This is a genomic window from Acinetobacter sp. AR2-3 (assembly GCF_001878775.1).
Classification (GTDB): Bacteria; Pseudomonadota; Gammaproteobacteria; order Pseudomonadales; family Moraxellaceae; genus Acinetobacter; species Acinetobacter lwoffii_D.
The window spans coordinates 1-16192 of the sequence record NZ_MJIQ01000086.1 but is presented as its reverse complement, the minus strand read 5'-3'; the positions used below and the strand labels follow the sequence as shown (position 1 = coordinate 16192).

At 42.6% G+C, this 16192-nt stretch carries 15 protein-coding genes and 1 pseudogene; 7 read left to right on the top strand and 9 right to left on the bottom strand.

Translation table 11 applies throughout. From position 1 onward, the window contains the following. From BFN00_RS16070 to BFN00_RS14480, 3 genes are all read right to left on the bottom strand, one after another. A partial coding sequence (locus tag BFN00_RS16070; RefSeq protein ID WP_502686046.1) for a YkvA family protein occupies nt 1-197 on the bottom strand: 197 nt, incomplete at its 3' end. A 501-nt stretch (nt 198-698) separates the two neighbouring features. Beyond that, the gene (gloB, locus tag BFN00_RS14485; RefSeq protein WP_071852234.1) at nt 699-1433 is read right to left on the bottom strand and encodes a hydroxyacylglutathione hydrolase; all 735 of its coding nucleotides are present in this window, start codon (nt 1431-1433) and stop codon (nt 699-701) included. A gap of 117 nt (nt 1434-1550) precedes the next feature. Beyond that, entirely contained in the window at nt 1551-2138 is a 588-nt protein-coding gene (locus tag BFN00_RS14480) for a flavin reductase family protein (RefSeq protein WP_071852233.1), read from the bottom strand. 119 nt (nt 2139-2257) lie between these two features. Between BFN00_RS14480 and BFN00_RS14475 the strand changes: the two genes are divergently transcribed. Together BFN00_RS14475 and BFN00_RS14470 are read left to right on the top strand one after the other, a co-directional pair. After that, a complete protein-coding gene (locus BFN00_RS14475) occupies nt 2258-3079 on the top strand; it encodes a PhzF family phenazine biosynthesis protein (protein ID WP_071852232.1) in 822 nt (273 codons plus the stop codon). Nucleotides 3080-3222: 143 nt separating this feature from the next. Then, entirely contained in the window at nt 3223-5994 is a 2772-nt protein-coding gene (locus BFN00_RS14470; protein WP_071852231.1) for a M16 family metallopeptidase, read from the top strand. A gap of 54 nt (nt 5995-6048) precedes the next feature. Here BFN00_RS14470 and BFN00_RS15860 read toward each other — a convergent pair whose 3' ends face one another. From BFN00_RS15860 to BFN00_RS14460, 3 genes are all read right to left on the bottom strand, one after another. Next, nucleotides 6049-6315: a hypothetical protein gene (locus tag BFN00_RS15860; RefSeq protein ID WP_129716442.1), complete on the bottom strand. Its 267-nt coding sequence runs from the start codon at nt 6313-6315 to the stop codon at nt 6049-6051. 12 nt (nt 6316-6327) lie between these two features. Continuing rightward, the gene (locus tag BFN00_RS14465) at nt 6328-7392 is read right to left on the bottom strand and encodes an amidohydrolase family protein (RefSeq protein WP_071852230.1); all 1065 of its coding nucleotides are present in this window, start codon (nt 7390-7392) and stop codon (nt 6328-6330) included. Nucleotides 7393-7510: 118 nt separating this feature from the next. Next, nucleotides 7511-7912, bottom strand: a complete 402-nt coding sequence (locus BFN00_RS14460; RefSeq protein WP_004280011.1) for a DUF3144 domain-containing protein — start codon at nt 7910-7912, stop codon at nt 7511-7513. Between the two features lie 110 nt (nt 7913-8022). Between BFN00_RS14460 and BFN00_RS14455 the strand changes: the two genes are divergently transcribed. Next, nucleotides 8023-8655, top strand: coding sequence for a hypothetical protein (locus tag BFN00_RS14455; protein WP_071852235.1), 633 nt, complete (start codon nt 8023-8025; stop codon nt 8653-8655). A 22-nt stretch (nt 8656-8677) separates the two neighbouring features. Here BFN00_RS14455 and BFN00_RS14450 read toward each other — a convergent pair whose 3' ends face one another. Both BFN00_RS14450 and BFN00_RS14445 read right to left on the bottom strand, forming a co-directional pair. Next, nucleotides 8678-10132: a CYTH and CHAD domain-containing protein gene (locus BFN00_RS14450; RefSeq protein WP_071852229.1), complete on the bottom strand. Its 1455-nt coding sequence runs from the start codon at nt 10130-10132 to the stop codon at nt 8678-8680. A gap of 154 nt (nt 10133-10286) precedes the next feature. After that, nucleotides 10287-11744: a CYTH domain-containing protein gene (locus BFN00_RS14445; protein WP_071852228.1), complete on the bottom strand. Its 1458-nt coding sequence runs from the start codon at nt 11742-11744 to the stop codon at nt 10287-10289. Nucleotides 11745-12072: 328 nt separating this feature from the next. Between BFN00_RS14445 and BFN00_RS14440 the strand changes: the two genes are divergently transcribed. The 4 genes from BFN00_RS14440 (at nt 12073) to BFN00_RS14425 (ending at nt 15757) form a co-directional block, all read left to right on the top strand. Further along, nucleotides 12073-12456, top strand: coding sequence for an Mpo1-like protein (locus BFN00_RS14440; RefSeq protein ID WP_004646637.1), 384 nt, complete (start codon nt 12073-12075; stop codon nt 12454-12456). 780 nt (nt 12457-13236) lie between these two features. Then, nucleotides 13237-13857 (top strand): thiamine phosphate synthase, encoded by a 621-nt coding sequence (gene thiE / locus BFN00_RS14435; protein ID WP_005107266.1) that lies wholly within the window; start codon nt 13237-13239, stop codon nt 13855-13857. Nucleotides 13858-13895: 38 nt separating this feature from the next. Then, nucleotides 13896-15197, top strand: coding sequence for a glutamate-1-semialdehyde 2,1-aminomutase (gene hemL, locus BFN00_RS14430; protein ID WP_071852227.1), 1302 nt, complete (start codon nt 13896-13898; stop codon nt 15195-15197). Nucleotides 15198-15340: 143 nt separating this feature from the next. Continuing rightward, nucleotides 15341-15757 (top strand): GlcG/HbpS family heme-binding protein, encoded by a 417-nt coding sequence (locus BFN00_RS14425; protein WP_004280003.1) that lies wholly within the window; start codon nt 15341-15343, stop codon nt 15755-15757. A 211-nt stretch (nt 15758-15968) separates the two neighbouring features. On the opposite strand, the pseudogene BFN00_RS14420 reads toward BFN00_RS14425, so the two are convergent. After that, a pseudogene (locus tag BFN00_RS14420) lies at nt 15969-16192 on the bottom strand (ISNCY family transposase); the annotation flags it as partial.

Here is a 16192-nt window from a genome sequence, read left to right as displayed (position 1 = left end):
ACTTTCGCAAGAGATCTAATAATATCGTCTAAATACCCAAGTACGGGAATTAAATCAATTGGTGAGAAGGCATAGGCAGCAATAATTAAAGCTAAAAACTTTATAGAATTGGGCGTTCGCTTGTCTTTTGCAATAAGCCAAACAACCAAGATATCTTTTTTAATTGATTTAGCCCATTGTTTGATTCTTTGATACATAGCAAATATTAAAAGAACTATAGAGATTTAATCATAAGAGAGTTTTCTTAAAACAATATAGATTTTTATTATCCTATTACGATTTTCTAGAATTAACATAATACACGTTATCCGAAATTCTATTTTTTATTATATATAAATCATATCTTTATAGTTTTTTAAAAGCCCAATTCAAGTAAATTGGGCTTTTTAAATAATTTATTAGGTTCCATGTTGATTATTTAAGCAATGTTCCGTGAATTTATTTAATTTTAATAAACATCATCCTATTTTTTTGTGAGTCATTATTTCATATGTTAGAACTGAAATCGGTTCCTAAAAAATAGGGGACGTGGTTGATTATAAGAAAGGAAAAATGGCACAGAAAGACATTTTTTAGATGGAGGTTCAACTTACTCCGACTTGTGTAAAAGTTGTACGTGCCTTTCAATGACATTCTATGCATCGCAAATGAAAAAAAAGTGAGTCGGCTGAAGATTGATCTTCAGCTTTGAATCCCGTTTAAAACTGATCTTTGAGAGTTCTTAAGCGCTGGAATTCTTCCACGCTTTCTGCACGTAGAAAAGGATTGGTTTGCAATTCATCTTCAATACTACTTGGCAGCGTGCACTGGCCTACCATACGCAAACGCTCAATCTGCTCGAAGCGTTCCAGAATCGCTGGATTGTCTGGTTCGACATGCTTGGCAAACTGGGCATTCGATAAGGTGTATTCATGGGTGCAATAGACTTGGGTGCGCGGTGGCAAGGCGGCCAGACGGGACAGAGAATGATACATCTGTGAATAGGTGCCTTCAAAAACCCGGCCACAGCCCATGGCAAATAAGGTATCACCGCAGAAAAGCACATCAATAGCATCAATAAAATACACAATATGGCCGAGGGTATGCCCGGGTACAGCAATCACCTGGATATCTATTCCATGAAAATTAAAATGTTCTTCATGCCCAAGCGGATGGGTGATAAACGGAATTTTGCTTAATTCTGCCCGTGGTCCATACACGGGCAGATTTTTTCCCTGGATCAGTCCCGGCACACCGCCAATATGATCTTTATGCCAGTGAGTCAGCCAGATTTGACTTACGGTTAAACCGTGCTCGGTACAATAGTCATGTACCAATTCTGCTTCGGTTGGATCAATCACGGCCACCTGATGCGACGCGGTATGTTCAAGCAACCAGATATAATTTTGCAGTGAATTCTGGACATCAATACAGTGAATTTTAAAAGGCATCATAGCGCATCAGACCAAATGAAGATTAAGGATAAAGTAGCATAATTTCGGGTGTTCTGGGGCTTGTCGATATCATCTGATCATCCGCGATTATTTTCATTTATCCTAAATTTGAAAAATTTATGATTCCGGATCATCAAGGCTTACAGCATTGCCGATGGTATAAAAATGCCCGCCGGCTACATGATGAATACTTTTCCATTCTTCATCCACTTCATGATAATGCCAGTGGCCGTCGCGGAAGACCCGATCATCGGCATAGGCTGCAATCACCTTGCCTATAAACAGGTCATGCATTTGCTGGTTATGCGGCTCAGAAATCAGCTCGCAGAGTATCCAGGCCGCACAACCTTGTACTAGAGGAATATCAGAACCAGAAAAATGAAATAGTTCTACTCCTGATTGTGCCAGTTTGTCCGGCACATCATGCAGGCTCTGCGTACCCAGACGATAGACCATATTCAGTTGTTTCAATGTTGGAATTTGCAGCGCGAAATAACCTGAATTTTCAATAATATTTCGGGTTTTGGTGCTTTTATCCAGAACCACAGTCACTTTTGCGGGGCTGAATTCCAATGCGCATGCCCAGGCTGCTGCCATAACATCTGTATCCTGCTGATCTTGAGCAGATACCAGTACAGTAGGGCCATGGGTAATCAGACGATAAGCTTTTTCTAAGGGAACGCTTTGAATATGGGAGTTTGTCATGCCGCACCATTTACGATATTTATTTAACAGGCTAGATTAATGAGATCATTAACATATTCAAGTTCATTCTTGCAAAAAAGCTTTTAAACTAGAGATCGTTATATTCAGGAATTCAAAAAATGAAAATGTACCAGGTCGATGCGTTTACCGCGGAACTGTTTAAAGGCAATCCCGCAGCCGTGATTGTGCTGGAGGACTGGCTCGAAGATGGTCTGATGCAAAATATCGCCTTGGAAAATAATCTGTCTGAAACAGCTTTTGTTAAAGTTATCGATAGTGATAATTATGCGATCCGCTGGTTTACGCCAACCAAGGAAGTGGATTTTTGTGGTCATGCGACATTGGCCAGCAGCTTTGTACTATTCAATCAATTTGATACGGGGAAAACGATTCATTTTCATGTAAAAGATTTGGGAATTTTTGTGGTCAGCCAGGATGCGGATGGCAAGATCAGAATGAACTTTCCAATCCGTCGTGCAGAGCCAGTTGCTGAATATCCTGAGGCCTTAAGACAGGCTTTGAATAAACCGTTTAAACAGGTTTATCTGAACGCGCAGGGCTATATTGTTGAATATGAATCGGTACAGGATGTGCTGGATGAAATGCCTGATTTTGAACTGTTAAAACAGTTGAATGGCAAGCGTACAGCCATTACTGCTCAGAATACCTATTTAGACGTCGCGATCACTTCACAAGATACCCAATACGATTGTATTTCACGTTATTTTGCACCGAGTAATGGAATCAATGAAGATCCGGTAACAGGTTCAATTCACACCGGAATTGCACCGCTGTGGGCCGAAAAACTGGGTAAAAATGAACTGGTCGCCTATCAGGCATCAGCGCGTGGTGGGGTGCTATATTGTGCCTTGCAAGATCAGGATCGAATTGAAATTTCCGGTTATGGAAAATTATATATGCAAGCTGAAATTTATCTTTAATTTTTTAATTACATAGAACTACATGTCGTCAGGTGAGGCGGCATGTTATTTTGATGGTCCGGCTTGGAATAGATTATTCAGAAAAAGAATCATTCTCTAAGATGGGCGCGAATAAAAATTTATATTTATAATTTGGATGAAGAATGTTGCTACGTTATAAAAATTTAAGTCTGGCTATTATATTGTCTGGCTGTAGTGTACTAAGTTTTGCACAGCCTGTTTTGGTGAAAACGGAACAGAATATTGAAGAATACCGACTGGATAATGGACTGCGCATTATCCTGGCACCGAATGATAAAGAAAATAAAGTTTTTATGAATACGGTCTATCTGACCGGCTCCCTGAATGATCCTCAAGGCAAGGGCGGTCTGGCGCATCTGCTGGAACATTTGGCCTTTAAAGGCACAGAAAATGTCAAAGGGGATGAATTCCAGCGTCGACTGGATCAATATACCTTGATGACCAATGCCAGTACCGACTATTACTCAACCAAATATACTAATGTGATCCGTCCTGAAAAAATTGCGCTGAGTGAAGTCATTTTTCTCGAAGCCGAACGCATGGACAAGCTGGTGCTTCAGGAAAAATATGTACCGACTGAAATTGATATTGTAAAACGCGAGCGTGAAATTCGTCTGGATCAGCCATTTTCAGTATTGATCGATCAGGTGTTTAAATCTGCTTATGGCAATCAGTATTTAGGCCGTTTGCCAATTGGTGACCTAAATGAGCTGCAATCCATCAATATGCAGGAGCTGAACCGTTTTTACCGTCAATGGTATGCACCGAATAATGCCTTTATGGTGATTTCAGGCAAGTTTGACAAGGCCGAGGTGTTAAAACAGCTGGATACGCATTTCAGTCCGATTCAGTCTCGAAGTGTACCGGCGCAAGTGAAAGTGCCGGCGCTTAAACCCGAGCAAATCAAACAGCGTGAATTTACAGTAAAGAAAGGCAGTGATCTGGCCAAGTTTAATCTTTATTTGAATCAATCCGAAGAAAGCATTAAAACGGCTTTGGCTGTTTCGCCAACGCTCTATACTTTGCAGCCAAGTGGACATCTCTATCAGAATATGGTGGAAACTGGGAAGTCAACAGCGGTGCAATCCAGTACCTGGCTGGATAAAGACTTTAATCTGGTGTTTATGGGAGCAATCTATGCTCCGAATCATCAGGCACAAGCGATAGAGCAGGGACTGATTCAAGGCGTAGAACAGAGTCAGCCATTTACCGAAGCAGAATTAAACCGGGCTAAAAATCTGACCCGAAATCAGGCCGACAATATTAAAAACAGTGCGACTGCTTTGGGTTCACGTTTAAGCGATTATGCAGTGGCGTATTCAGGTGACTGGAGCCAGTATTTTAAAGATCTGAATTCAATTCAAAGCCTGAGTGTGAATCAGGTCAATCAGGTCTATAAGAGTTTTTTAAAACCTGAATACCGTATTTCTGGCAATATTTTACCTACCCCGGAAGATCAGAAGAAAGCGCAGGAACTGGCACAGACAGAAGCACCGGCAAAAACTCTGGATCAGCAGGCTGAAGCAGAAGAGCCAATGAAAGATGTCAGTGTCTATCAGGCTGAAGTAAAGCAATATGTCCAGGAATCCAAACAGTATTTGTACAGTAAAGACAAACAGATTCAGCGTGGCAAGTTGAAAAATGGCATTAAATACGCGCTGTTTCCGACGACTACCCGCGATGACAAGGTCTATGCCACAATTTCACTGGATTTTGGTACCGCTCAAAGTCTGATGAATAAAGGCGAGATTCTGGACCTGACGGCTTATTTAATGTTGCGCTCTTCGGAAACTCAAAGCTTGCAGCAGATTGCCGATAAAATTATTGAAGTAGGCGGTTCGGCAACTGCCGGTGCATCCGGCAATGGCCTGACCTTGCAGATCAGCGCCAAAAAAGAAAAGTTTGAAGAGTTTTTTCAGTATGTGGTTGATGTGCTGAAAACGCCGGCATTTGAACAAAGTCAGTTTGATTTAATCAAGGGACAGACTTTATCCAGTCTGGATCGTCCTTATACTGAACCAGATACGGTGTCGAGCTTGACGATGGCCCGAACGATCGAGATCTATCAGCCTGGCGATCTGCGTTTCCATTTCGAGCCTGAACTGGCCAAAAAACAGTATCAGAAAGCGACTCGCGAACAGGTTATGGCACTGTATCAGCAGTTTTTAAAAACCCAGCATGCACAAATCGCGGTCACAGGTGAGTTTAATCCAAAATCGATGCAAAAAACGCTGAAAAACAGTTTCTCAGACTGGAAAGCTACACAGCCTTATGAGCGTCTGAAATCGGAATATCGAAGCTATCCAGCCCAGAAAATTCATGCGTTGTCTGAGCAGCGTGAATTCGGGAGTTATGAGGCATTCATGAGCATGCCGGTCGGCGCAGATCATGCCGATGCACCTGCATTACAGGTATTTCGATATATTCTGGGTGATTCACAGTTATCGTCACGACTGGCACAAGAGCTACGCGAGAAAAATGCACTAGTCTATGGTTTTAGTGCAGATGTGCAACTCGATGAATGGGCAGATGTGGGCGCCATGATGATTAGTGCCAATTATACGGCTGGAAAATCCGCACAGGTTTCTCAGGCAGTGCATAAGGTACTCAATGAACTGCTGACACGTGGCGTGACTGAACAGGAAGTCGAAGCGGCAAAAGCCAGTATCTTGAAACAGCGTTTAACTGCACTCGAAGATGATCGCCGTATTCACACTATGTTGATTCCACAGCTGGAAAAAGACCGTAATCTGGTTTACCGGGAAAAACGTGATCAGGCGATTGCTCAACTGAGCAAAGCCGATATTGATGCCATGATCAAAAAATACATCAAGCCGGACCAGCTGGTGGAAGTGATGGCTGATCAGTACGGTAAGCAAGTTAAAACATCATAGTGTTGATAAAAAATCCCCTCAAGTGAGGGGATTTTTTTATTTTAGTTTTATGCTTTAGGTTGCTCTATGGCTAAAAACAATCCCTCCAGTTAAGCTTGCAAGGATAGATAGGAGCAGACTCCAAACAGATACAATAAGAAGGAAAATCAATATTCCACAGCCAAGCAAAGTTGAAACGAAAGCAATATCTTGATCAAAAGGATGATGGATCGCCACTTGATAATAATAAGACGTTATCCAGCTTGAAATAATAGTGAGTAAAATACAAAGTCCTTTGCCTGAAGGCGTATTTAGACTGGAATCTGTTATCCAACTTAGCATGTCCTCATCTACTCAAAGTCGATAAAAACGTTTAGCATTTTCATAAAAAATCGGCTTTAACGCATTTTCATTGTAGTCCTGCACAATATCGCTAAAGGCATCAATAATGTTGGTGAGTGAGCTACTGACACTGTCCATTGGAAAGTTGGATGCAAACATCACGCGCCCAGAACCAAAACAGTCTAAAGTATGCTGGATCACGGGTGCGGCACGTTCCACTAATTCCTGTTTACTTGCCAGCCGTTTCTGCGTGTGAAAATCATGTCCCAAGACTGGCATAAACAGACCAGACATTTTGGTCGATACATTTTTGCATTCGGCCAGTTCTGCCAACTGATCTTTCCAGTCTGCAAATATCTGGGTGCGATCTTGTTCGGTCTTGCCTGTAGCTTTGCTCACTTTGCCAAATAAACCTGCGGGCGTACCCAGATGATCCAGCACAATAGGGGTGTTTGGAAAGGCTTTGGCCAGCGCAGTAACATCCGCAATCTGGGTAGAGTACACCCAGGCATCAAAGCTTAAATCTTGCCTGGCCAGTTCTTCAAAGCCCTTCAGGAAATCTGTGTTGCGATAGAGATGCGGTTCATCGGTCCAGGCATGAATCCCTTTATCTGGATGTACTGCAGCCATTTTACGGATGCCCCGAAACTTGGGAGAAGCTTCGCGATGCAATTGAATCAACTGTTTAAAATTTTTCTGCCGCGGATCCGCCGTGGCGACAATTCCACCCAATTGGATAGTGTGCTGATCAAAAGGAAGCCCAGCGATAAAACGGGTTTCATTTACCACACCCGTACCTTTATGGTCATGCCAGCTGGCTTCAACATGCACAATCTGCTCTATTTCATAATGTCCTGCATCTTTCTTGTAATTTGCAGGCAGATAAGGTGCAGTCAGGTGCTGTGTCAGGCCAATGGTCTCAATGACGTCTCTGGGTTTCAACAGTCGAACCATTCTGTCTAGTAATTTGGGATGATTGCCGAACAGCTTTACCGCTAGCGCTGCCGCATGTGAGGTATTGTACGGATCCCATTGGTGGATATGAGGGTCAATGATCGGGAAGGGAAGTTGCTGCATGCTATGCCTTGTTTTCGTTTATTTATTATTCAATTTATATAGTGCTTAAATCACTTTAAAGTCAATATGATAAATGACAGCAAATAAAAAAAGCCCCGCGGGGCTTTTCGTATTTTAATCAATGATCATGCTTGTGATCATGGTTATGCTTGTTGGCATGAAACTCTTCATTGTGACGGAAACGTAAATAGTTTTCGAACTGTTCACAGTATTCATCATAGTTATCTTCCAGCATCATTTGAAATTGCTGCAAGATATAAGACATGACCTGATCTTTGGCATCACGCATCTCGTTGCCATCTTTAAAATTATTTGCTGCCACCCAGGTATTGAAACGGGCAGTACCAAATAACATCGCTGCACTGACTTGACCGCGCTTATCGCTCGGTTTTTCTTGTGAGCCTTTTTCTACGCGACAAAACTCGTTGGCTTGTTGAATAAATTCATCAGCACGTTCAAAGAATGCCGCATTTAACGCTTCTTCTTCGGTTACATCGGTTGCTTCAATCTTTTGAACCATGAATTTGTTCCTAACACTAAAATCTCAATCGCTAATTATAGGCAAAGCCTTGCGGAAACTAAACCTTTGCCTTAATCTAAAAATAGCCTAAGCATATAAAAGTGAATGCCATGCAGGATGCGATTACGGTACAAAGTCTAAAAAGTGATATTGCTTTATTGCGCCAGAATATCTGGCCACCGGCAAATCTGGCCAATGTTGAAGGCTTGCCGATTTATTATGGCAGCCAGTCACAGGTAGATGAATACTATAGCCAGTGGCTCGGTTTGATTGAAAGGGCACAGGATCTGTTTCAGCCTTTTATGGAAGATGAAATCTTGGATGCGATCCATCTGCCGAGTCATTTAAACCTGCCGCTGTTTTATTTTCATGTTGACCGGATCCGGATCAATAAAACCCGTGCCAAAGAATCCAAAACTTTTCGTGGGGTCGCCAGCCTGATCGAAAAATGCGGCCAGTTCGAACCCGAGCAGGTTGCAGCCATGCGGCAGTGGCTCGAGAGTGACGATACCGCAGCGTTAGTGGCACACCGTGAATTTGTTGATCTGCGCACTTATGTATTTCAGCATGGCCAAAGTGAATATACGCGCACCCGTTTTTATGTGAATGGAATCGTGCTGAGTGTCGAGCCACATTTTGAGCTGGTCGATGCACGGGATAAGCCACGCAAGCAACGTAGCGACAGTTATAACGATCCGCTGGCAGACAATAATACCTGGAAAGTATTCGGCAAATATCGCTAGCACAGTTTGACCAAGCCCGGTCTTACCAGAAGGGCTTGGTATTTTCTGCAAACTGCTGTAAACGCTCTGCTGCTTCGTTCGACAAACGCTGCTGTTCCGCACTTATCCAGCCTAGCACAAACCAGGCCTTGGCCTGTTGTTTGACATAAGGTCTAAATAATTCGTCTGCTACAAATAGGTCATTATAATGCCCGAGACTTTCCTGCAAGGGTTTTAAGGCTTTTAGATAGGCTTTAACCTCTTTTTCAGGAAATAAGCTTTGCAAGAATTCTACGTTATAGCGTAAGCGTTTGACCCGTTTGCGTGTGCGATGCCGGGATTCAATATCCAGTTCTTGATAGTTCTCGGCATCCTGACAGATTTGCTGATGCAGCTTGCTCAGGCCTTTACACAAAATTTTATGCGAAGACTTGGCTTTACCCTCTGTATTTTCTTGGCTAAAGCTGAATAGTTGCAGCATTAATTCTACTGTGGCAGGACTTCTGAACAGCGCACTGATATCTGGTTGTTTTTGTCGGTGTGGTGGTAATTTCAGTAAGGGTGAACCTGCTTTTTCCAGTTGTGGAATCAGGCTTTCTGCCAGGGCATCGCGATCTCGGGTGGAACCCAGTTGCTGAAAAATATCCCGCAGCTGTTCCGGCCATTCTGGCTGTACATGTTCAGTCACGGACTGGAAAATTTTAAAAGCACTGCGCAAACGTCGAATCGCAACACGTGCCTGATGCACATGATCACTATTATAATTTTCGGCAGCAATCGCCGTCGCATTTGGGAAAAGATGAGCCAGACAGTTGGCGACAATTTTTTGTAAAATCGTACTGATCTGATCTTTCTGTTCAAGCACTAAGGGAAGCTGATGCTGAACTGGCAGACTCTCTTCATCATGTAATAAGGCATAACCGCGTTCCGATTTGCTCCGTGTATCCAGCCACAAAGCATAACGCTGAACCCAAGGCTGAATGAAATCAATCAATTCACTCAGCTGGCCGGATTTAAGCTCAAATTCGACTTCATAAATATCGATGGCTTGATCATTGTGTCGAATTTCTCCGACATCAAAGGCAATTTCAATCTTACTGTCCAGATGACTTTCTGTGAGTACATACCGTACGACATCTGTTTCAAATTGCAGAATAAGCGGTGTCTCCAGATCACCGAGCGCCTGTTTCAGGATTTTTTTGGCCGGTTTATGTTTGCGATATAACTGAAAATCACAATGTTCCGGAGGACTTTTTAATTCATGCTCAAGTTCAAAACGTTCAAATTGTTGTTCGGTCGCTGCTTTCAGGGTTTGAATCCATTGCTGGTCTTCCAGACGTTGCCGCAGGGCAATCTGATGTTGTTGTAATTGCTGTGCTTCAGTATCAAAATAGCGTGCGCACAGGCGATGCCGAGTCGGCTGAAGTTTCTGGATGTCCTGTTCAAATTGCACACGAGACTGTGGCGGAATCTGGAATTTGAGTTCTATTTCTGCCATCGGGTCATTCCTCCGCGATGTTGGTTTTATAGATTAATATAGCCCAAAGATCGGCAGGGGTGTGATGTGCTTCTGCAACAAAAAAGCACGCCAGAGAAGGCGTGCTTTGAGTTTTTCTTGTGATATTTATTTCAATATTTTTATTTCAATATGTTTATTTCAGGAATTTACGACTGACCAAGAACTGTTCGGTCGCTTCAAGCAGTTTCTGCGCATAGACTTCCTGCTTGGCGGTCAGCCAGCCCAGCACAAACCAGTCACTTGCTTCCAGCTCGGTCTGCTGAATATAAACTGCAGAAGAGGCCAAAGTTTGATATTCACTGGCTGCCAGTTGAGCATCGTTCAGCGCTTTGCTGTATTTCTGCAAATTTTTGACATCATAGATCGTGGTTAAAATCGGAAAGCTGAATTTGAGCTCCTGAATCCGGCCCGACAATTGATCCAGACTTTCAAAATCAGTGATATCGGTCTGGTTCATTTGTTCCTGCAAAGCTTTATATTGCTGTTGCAAGGTAGTTTGAGCAGCAGTTTTCAAGTCCAGCGAGGCATGCTCATTTTCATTTAAACTGAACATCAGTAATTCCAGATAATGATGCACATTCTGGGTAGACTTGACCAGATTGCCGAGTTTCTCCTGCGCATACAGAATATCTTTGCTCAGATTTTCTGCCGTGGTTGGATTTTGCAGGAAGCCCGCCAGGCTATTTTGCATATGCTGCAAATGTTGCAGATGTTCAAATTGCTGCTTAAAGGCCGCCAGTTGATGTGCCCATTTGTCCGAAAGCTGTGGATGCCAGTCTTTGAACAGCAGCAAGGTCAGATATAAATGATCTAGTGCCAGTCGTGCCTGATCAATATGTTCCTGCTCTGCAACCTGTGCTGCAATCGCCGCGATATTCGGCAATAAATGCTGCATCTGCTGCGCAATCAGACTGCGCATGGTTTTACTGGCACTGTCTTTTTTGCTGATCTGAAACTCTTTGCTAAGGGTCGCAGGACTGACGCGCTGTGAAGTGGCCAATAAATTGCCTATTTCGGCCTTGCTACGTACATCGAGCCAGAGCTGGTATTTCTTGACCCATTCAAAACTAAAGGCCAGCAGATGTTGAATTGAACCATTTTTTAGTTCGAACTCGACTTCATGTACTTCTTGCTCGGCCTCCTGTGTGCGGATCTGTCCAATATCCAGGCTGACTTCGATCTGGGTATCTTCATAGTCAATCACCCTTAACGTACGGGAAATATCGGTTTCAAACTGGAGTTGGATCTGGTCGAACTGATTGCCGAGCGCATTGCTGAGAATTGCCCCGGCTTCTGGAAATTCCTTATAAATATCTAAATCCAGTTCAGGAGATGCGGTTAATTCCCCTAGATCATGATTATGTTCAAAGCGTTCGATATGACTTTTTCCGGCCGCTTTTAGGGTTTGAACCCAACGTGTACCTTCCAGACGCTGACGTAGTGCCACCCCATGCCGGGCCAGTTGACGGTCAGCAGTATCATAATATTTGGCTTGAAGCTGGATCTGTTGAGACTTTTTCGGATCAAGTGCCTTCAGCAGCGCAGTGCGTCGTGCCACAGGAATCTGGAACTTGAGTTCAACTTCAACCATGATGATCATCCTATCTGTTCAGTGCAATTAAGCACTGAATCTTCACTTGAATAAGGTTTTGAAATGAGGCGGACAGCAGCCGCAATTATATTTTTAGATTTGTGCGCAGCAGATTGTAACCAAAATCAAAATGCATGTAAGACTTGACTGAACATAAAAAGCTTAAACAGAACTTTTAAGATTGAATTTCATCGGTTCATTTTAGGCTAAAACGATCGGATTCAGACGTTCAGGGGGATGTTCAAGATACATTGAAGCGCGAATCAAAAGGCTGTTATTTGGCTAAAATATACGCTAAGGTAAAACAAAAACGTCAGGATGATGACAGATGAATGTACAAGTACAACCAGAAAGTAAGAATGAGGTGGTGGCTCAGCCCCAGATGCCGATTAAAAATTATCATGAATTTTATCGCTTCTATTTGACCGAACATCGGCATATTATCAGTCGCCGTCTGCACGTGGCCGGCAGTAGCATCGGTTTATACTGTTTTGCTAAAGCCATTCGTCAAGGCAAGCCGCGATATTTTGCCTATGGTTTACTCACGGGTTATGCTTGTGCTTGGGTCGGACATTTTATCTTTGAGCGCAATAAACCGGCCAGTTTCAAACAGCCTGTATATAGCTTTATCTCGGACTGGCGCATGTTTGCCGATGTCCTGCGTGGCAATATCAGTCTGATAGACCGTAAATACGATAAAATTTCCAGTTGAGCCAGAATGACTTTTATCGGAATGTGCTCACTTAAAGCATGAAATTTCGATAAAAGCCTTGCAAGTCTAGAATTATTATTCTAATAATTATGTTATTGCAGATTTGGTTTTTTGATCAACCATTATATTTTAGTCATACATCAGTTTTCCAAGCCTGGAGCGACCTTCTCCGGGCTTTTTTTATGTCTGTTTAATATCAATAAAATTTTAAGATTTTGCTGATGCTATTATGTAAATAGTCATAGAAGCTTTTATGTGGATGTGTGCTGAAAGTAAAAGATCCTTTCTGGCTTTGAAACGTCTTCCCACAAACGAAGGACTCAAAACCAGAAAGGATCGGGTATTACCAACACAGGTATTTATTTTTCTGTTTATTGTCTGTGTCTAAGACTATTTAAGTCGCTTCGTGCCGATTGGGCTATCCCTGAAAATGGGTATTTTTAACATTCATTAATTTGAGTGCGCTTGAACTAGGTGAAAAAAAACAAAAAAATCGCTCTTAGAATTTTGCAACTTCTCCACCAAGTTGTCTGCAAAATCCTAAAAGCGTTTGTCGGAGGGCGTAAGTATTAACACGTTATAATTATTGTTATAAAGCGATTAAAACGTAGATTTAATAGCCGGTATATCCCTGAAAATGGTGATATTTAAAATTTAACGGATAAATTGTACTAAAAAACTGCAAATCTGTTGTTGCCCGCGGTCTCAGAAACAGCAGGACTGCGGAAATCTAGCGGAGTTATGCCTATAATAGAGCCATTCTAGGAAATGGCGAGCAAGATGCGCGGTTTATATTTAATTACCAATGATGATCCATTAGAGCTTTTATTAGCGAAGTTGGAAGGTGCAATGGCCAATGGTGGTGTTGCGGTCTTGCAATATCGCCGTAAAAAAGTGGCGAAAGAAGATCAAATTTACGAAATCGAGTACATGAAAGCCATGTGTGCTGAATATGGCGTACCTTTCGTGATTAACGATGATCTGGAAATGGCGGTTAAATACGGCGTGGGTGTGCATTTAGGCCAGGATGATGGTTCGATTGTCGACGCTGTTGCGCGTTTGCCTAAAGGCGTGTTGATTGGCCGTAGCTGTAATAACTCACTTGAGCTGGCTAAACAGGCCATTGCCGATGGTGCGAATTATGTGGCATTTGGAGCAATTTATGCGACTGATAGTAAACCTGAAGCGGGTAATATTGGTCTTGAAACCTTAAAACTGGCCAAAGAAAAATTGAACGTGCCTCTCTGTGCCATTGGTGGTTTAACGGTTGAAAATTCAAAGGATGTCATTGAGTCAGGTGCGGATTATTGCGCGGTGATTAGTGATATATTGGGACTTCCTATGAATGCCATTCCTGAACGTTTAGATGAATGGTCTGCGCTTTTTCAAGCTACAGCATAAAATTTTTTGATTGATTTAATTTTGAGTCGAGTGCCTTCATGAGCTTATCTCCAAAGCAAGAACAATTGTTCAAACAAGCCAATAAACATATCCCGGGTGGCGTCAATTCACCTGTACGCGCATTTAATAGTGTCGGTGGGACGCCGGTCTTTATCGAAAAAGCCCAAGGTGCGTATCTTTATGATGTCGATGGCAAACGTTATGTGGACTATGTGGGTTCATGGGGGCCGATGATTTTGGGTCATGCGCATCCTGCGATTATTAAAGCAGTTCAGGATGCTGCGGTCGATGGTTTGAGTTTTGGTGCGCCTACAGTCCATGAAACTACGCTTGCAGATATTATTTGCGAGATCATGCCATCGATTGAACTAGTGCGTATGACCAACTCGGGTACAGAAGCAACCATGACCGCGATTCGTTTAGCACGTGGTTATACTGGCCGTGACAAGATTGTAAAATTTGAAGGCTGTTATCACGGTCACTCGGATTCATTATTGGTAAAAGCCGGTTCAGGTTTATTGACCAGTGGTGAAGGGGAAGCGACGTCTGCAGGTGTGCCGGCGGATTTTGCAAAACATACGCTGACACTTCCATATAACGACATCGCGACTTTAAAAGAATGCTTTGCCAAATTCGGTTCAGAAATTGCCGGCGTGATTGTTGAGCCTGTGGCAGGTAACATGAACCTTGTGAAACCGATTGATGGTTTCCTGCAAGCGATTCGTGATGTCTGTGATGAGCATGGTTCAGTGTTTATCATTGATGAAGTAATGACCGGTTTCCGTGTCGGTCTTGGCGGTGCGCAAGCACATTATGGCGTTACTCCGGATTTAACCACTTTAGGTAAAATCATCGGTGCAGGCTTACCAGTGGGTGCTTTCGGTGGTAAACGTGAAGTGATGGAATGCATCGCGCCATTGGGTAAGGTATACCAAGCAGGTACATTGTCGGGTAATCCACTGGCAATGCGTGCCGGTATCGAGATGTTCAAGCATTTACGTACCGAAGGTTTTTATGAAAAATTAACCGCACAACTCGAAAAATTGCTCGCCGGTTTACAAACTGCTGCTGATGAAGCAGGCATTTCATTCAAGACCCAACAAGTGGGCGGTATGTTTGGTCTTTACTTTACCGATCAGGAAGATATTACTAGCTTCGACTCTATGCTGAAATGCGATGTCGATGCGTTCCGTAAATTCTTCCATGGCATGTTAAATCGTGGCGTAAACCTTGCACCATCTGCTTTTGAAGCAGGATTTATTTCTGCTGCGCATAGTGATGAAGATATTGCTTACACGATTCAAGCGGCTAAAGAAACTTTTGCTGAGATGAAAGCGTAATACCTCTCCCAAACCCTCTCCTTAAAGGAGAGGGCTTTCATCTATCGAATAGAAATGAAAATTTAAAGACTTCCTCCAGTATTCTTGCGCTATATATGGCTCAGGCTTAGGGGGAATTACATTTAAAATTAGAGATCATTTTCATGCAAACCAAACATTATTTGACTTTAAGCGATGCGGAATTTTTATTAGATCAAGCCCATCAATATGCCATTCAGAACAGTTTTAATGTCAGTATTGCAGTCGTAGATGAAACGGGTAATTTGCTTGCGATGAAGCGTATGGATGGTGCAGCACCGATGACTGCAAATCTGGCCGTCGAAAAGGCTAAATGTTCAGCTATGAGTCGCCATCCCTCCAAACTGTTTGAGGATATTATCAAAGGCGGACAGATGGGTTTTCTGACCATGGAAACTTTCTCAGGAATGTTGGAAGGTGGTGAACCGATTCTGTATCAAGGCCAGCTCGTCGGTGCGATGGGTGTGTCGGGTGTGAAGTCGTTTGAAGATGCGGAGATTGCACAGGTAGCCATTGAGAAATTTTTGGCTAAGCAAAGCTAATCCAAAATAGAAATTGATCAGCTTAATTTAATAAAATCATTCAAAGTTGTACCAAAATGAAGCGTGGAACGTGAAATATCAACTAAAAAGCCCAATCGCTAATGAGTGGGCTTGTCTATATACAATAAAGTTATAATTTAAAAAGGAAATCAAAAGATGTTATTCACCAATTAAAATGTCTATGCGATAAACCATTTAAAATGTCCTGTTTTTAACCACAAGAGTCAAGCATAGGATTTAACTTTCTTTGTTCAATAACAGCTTTCTGAGCTTTACGACTCGGCATACTTTTCTTGAGACGGGAACGTTTATTCTGTTTTTCCAACTCTTCATGCTGTTGCTGAATATGTGCCAGAACTGTACCTAACCGTTTATTCTCAACGATCTCATTCTGCTGTAGCCCAGCTAATTTATTGAAAATGCTGTAGCTGTCTC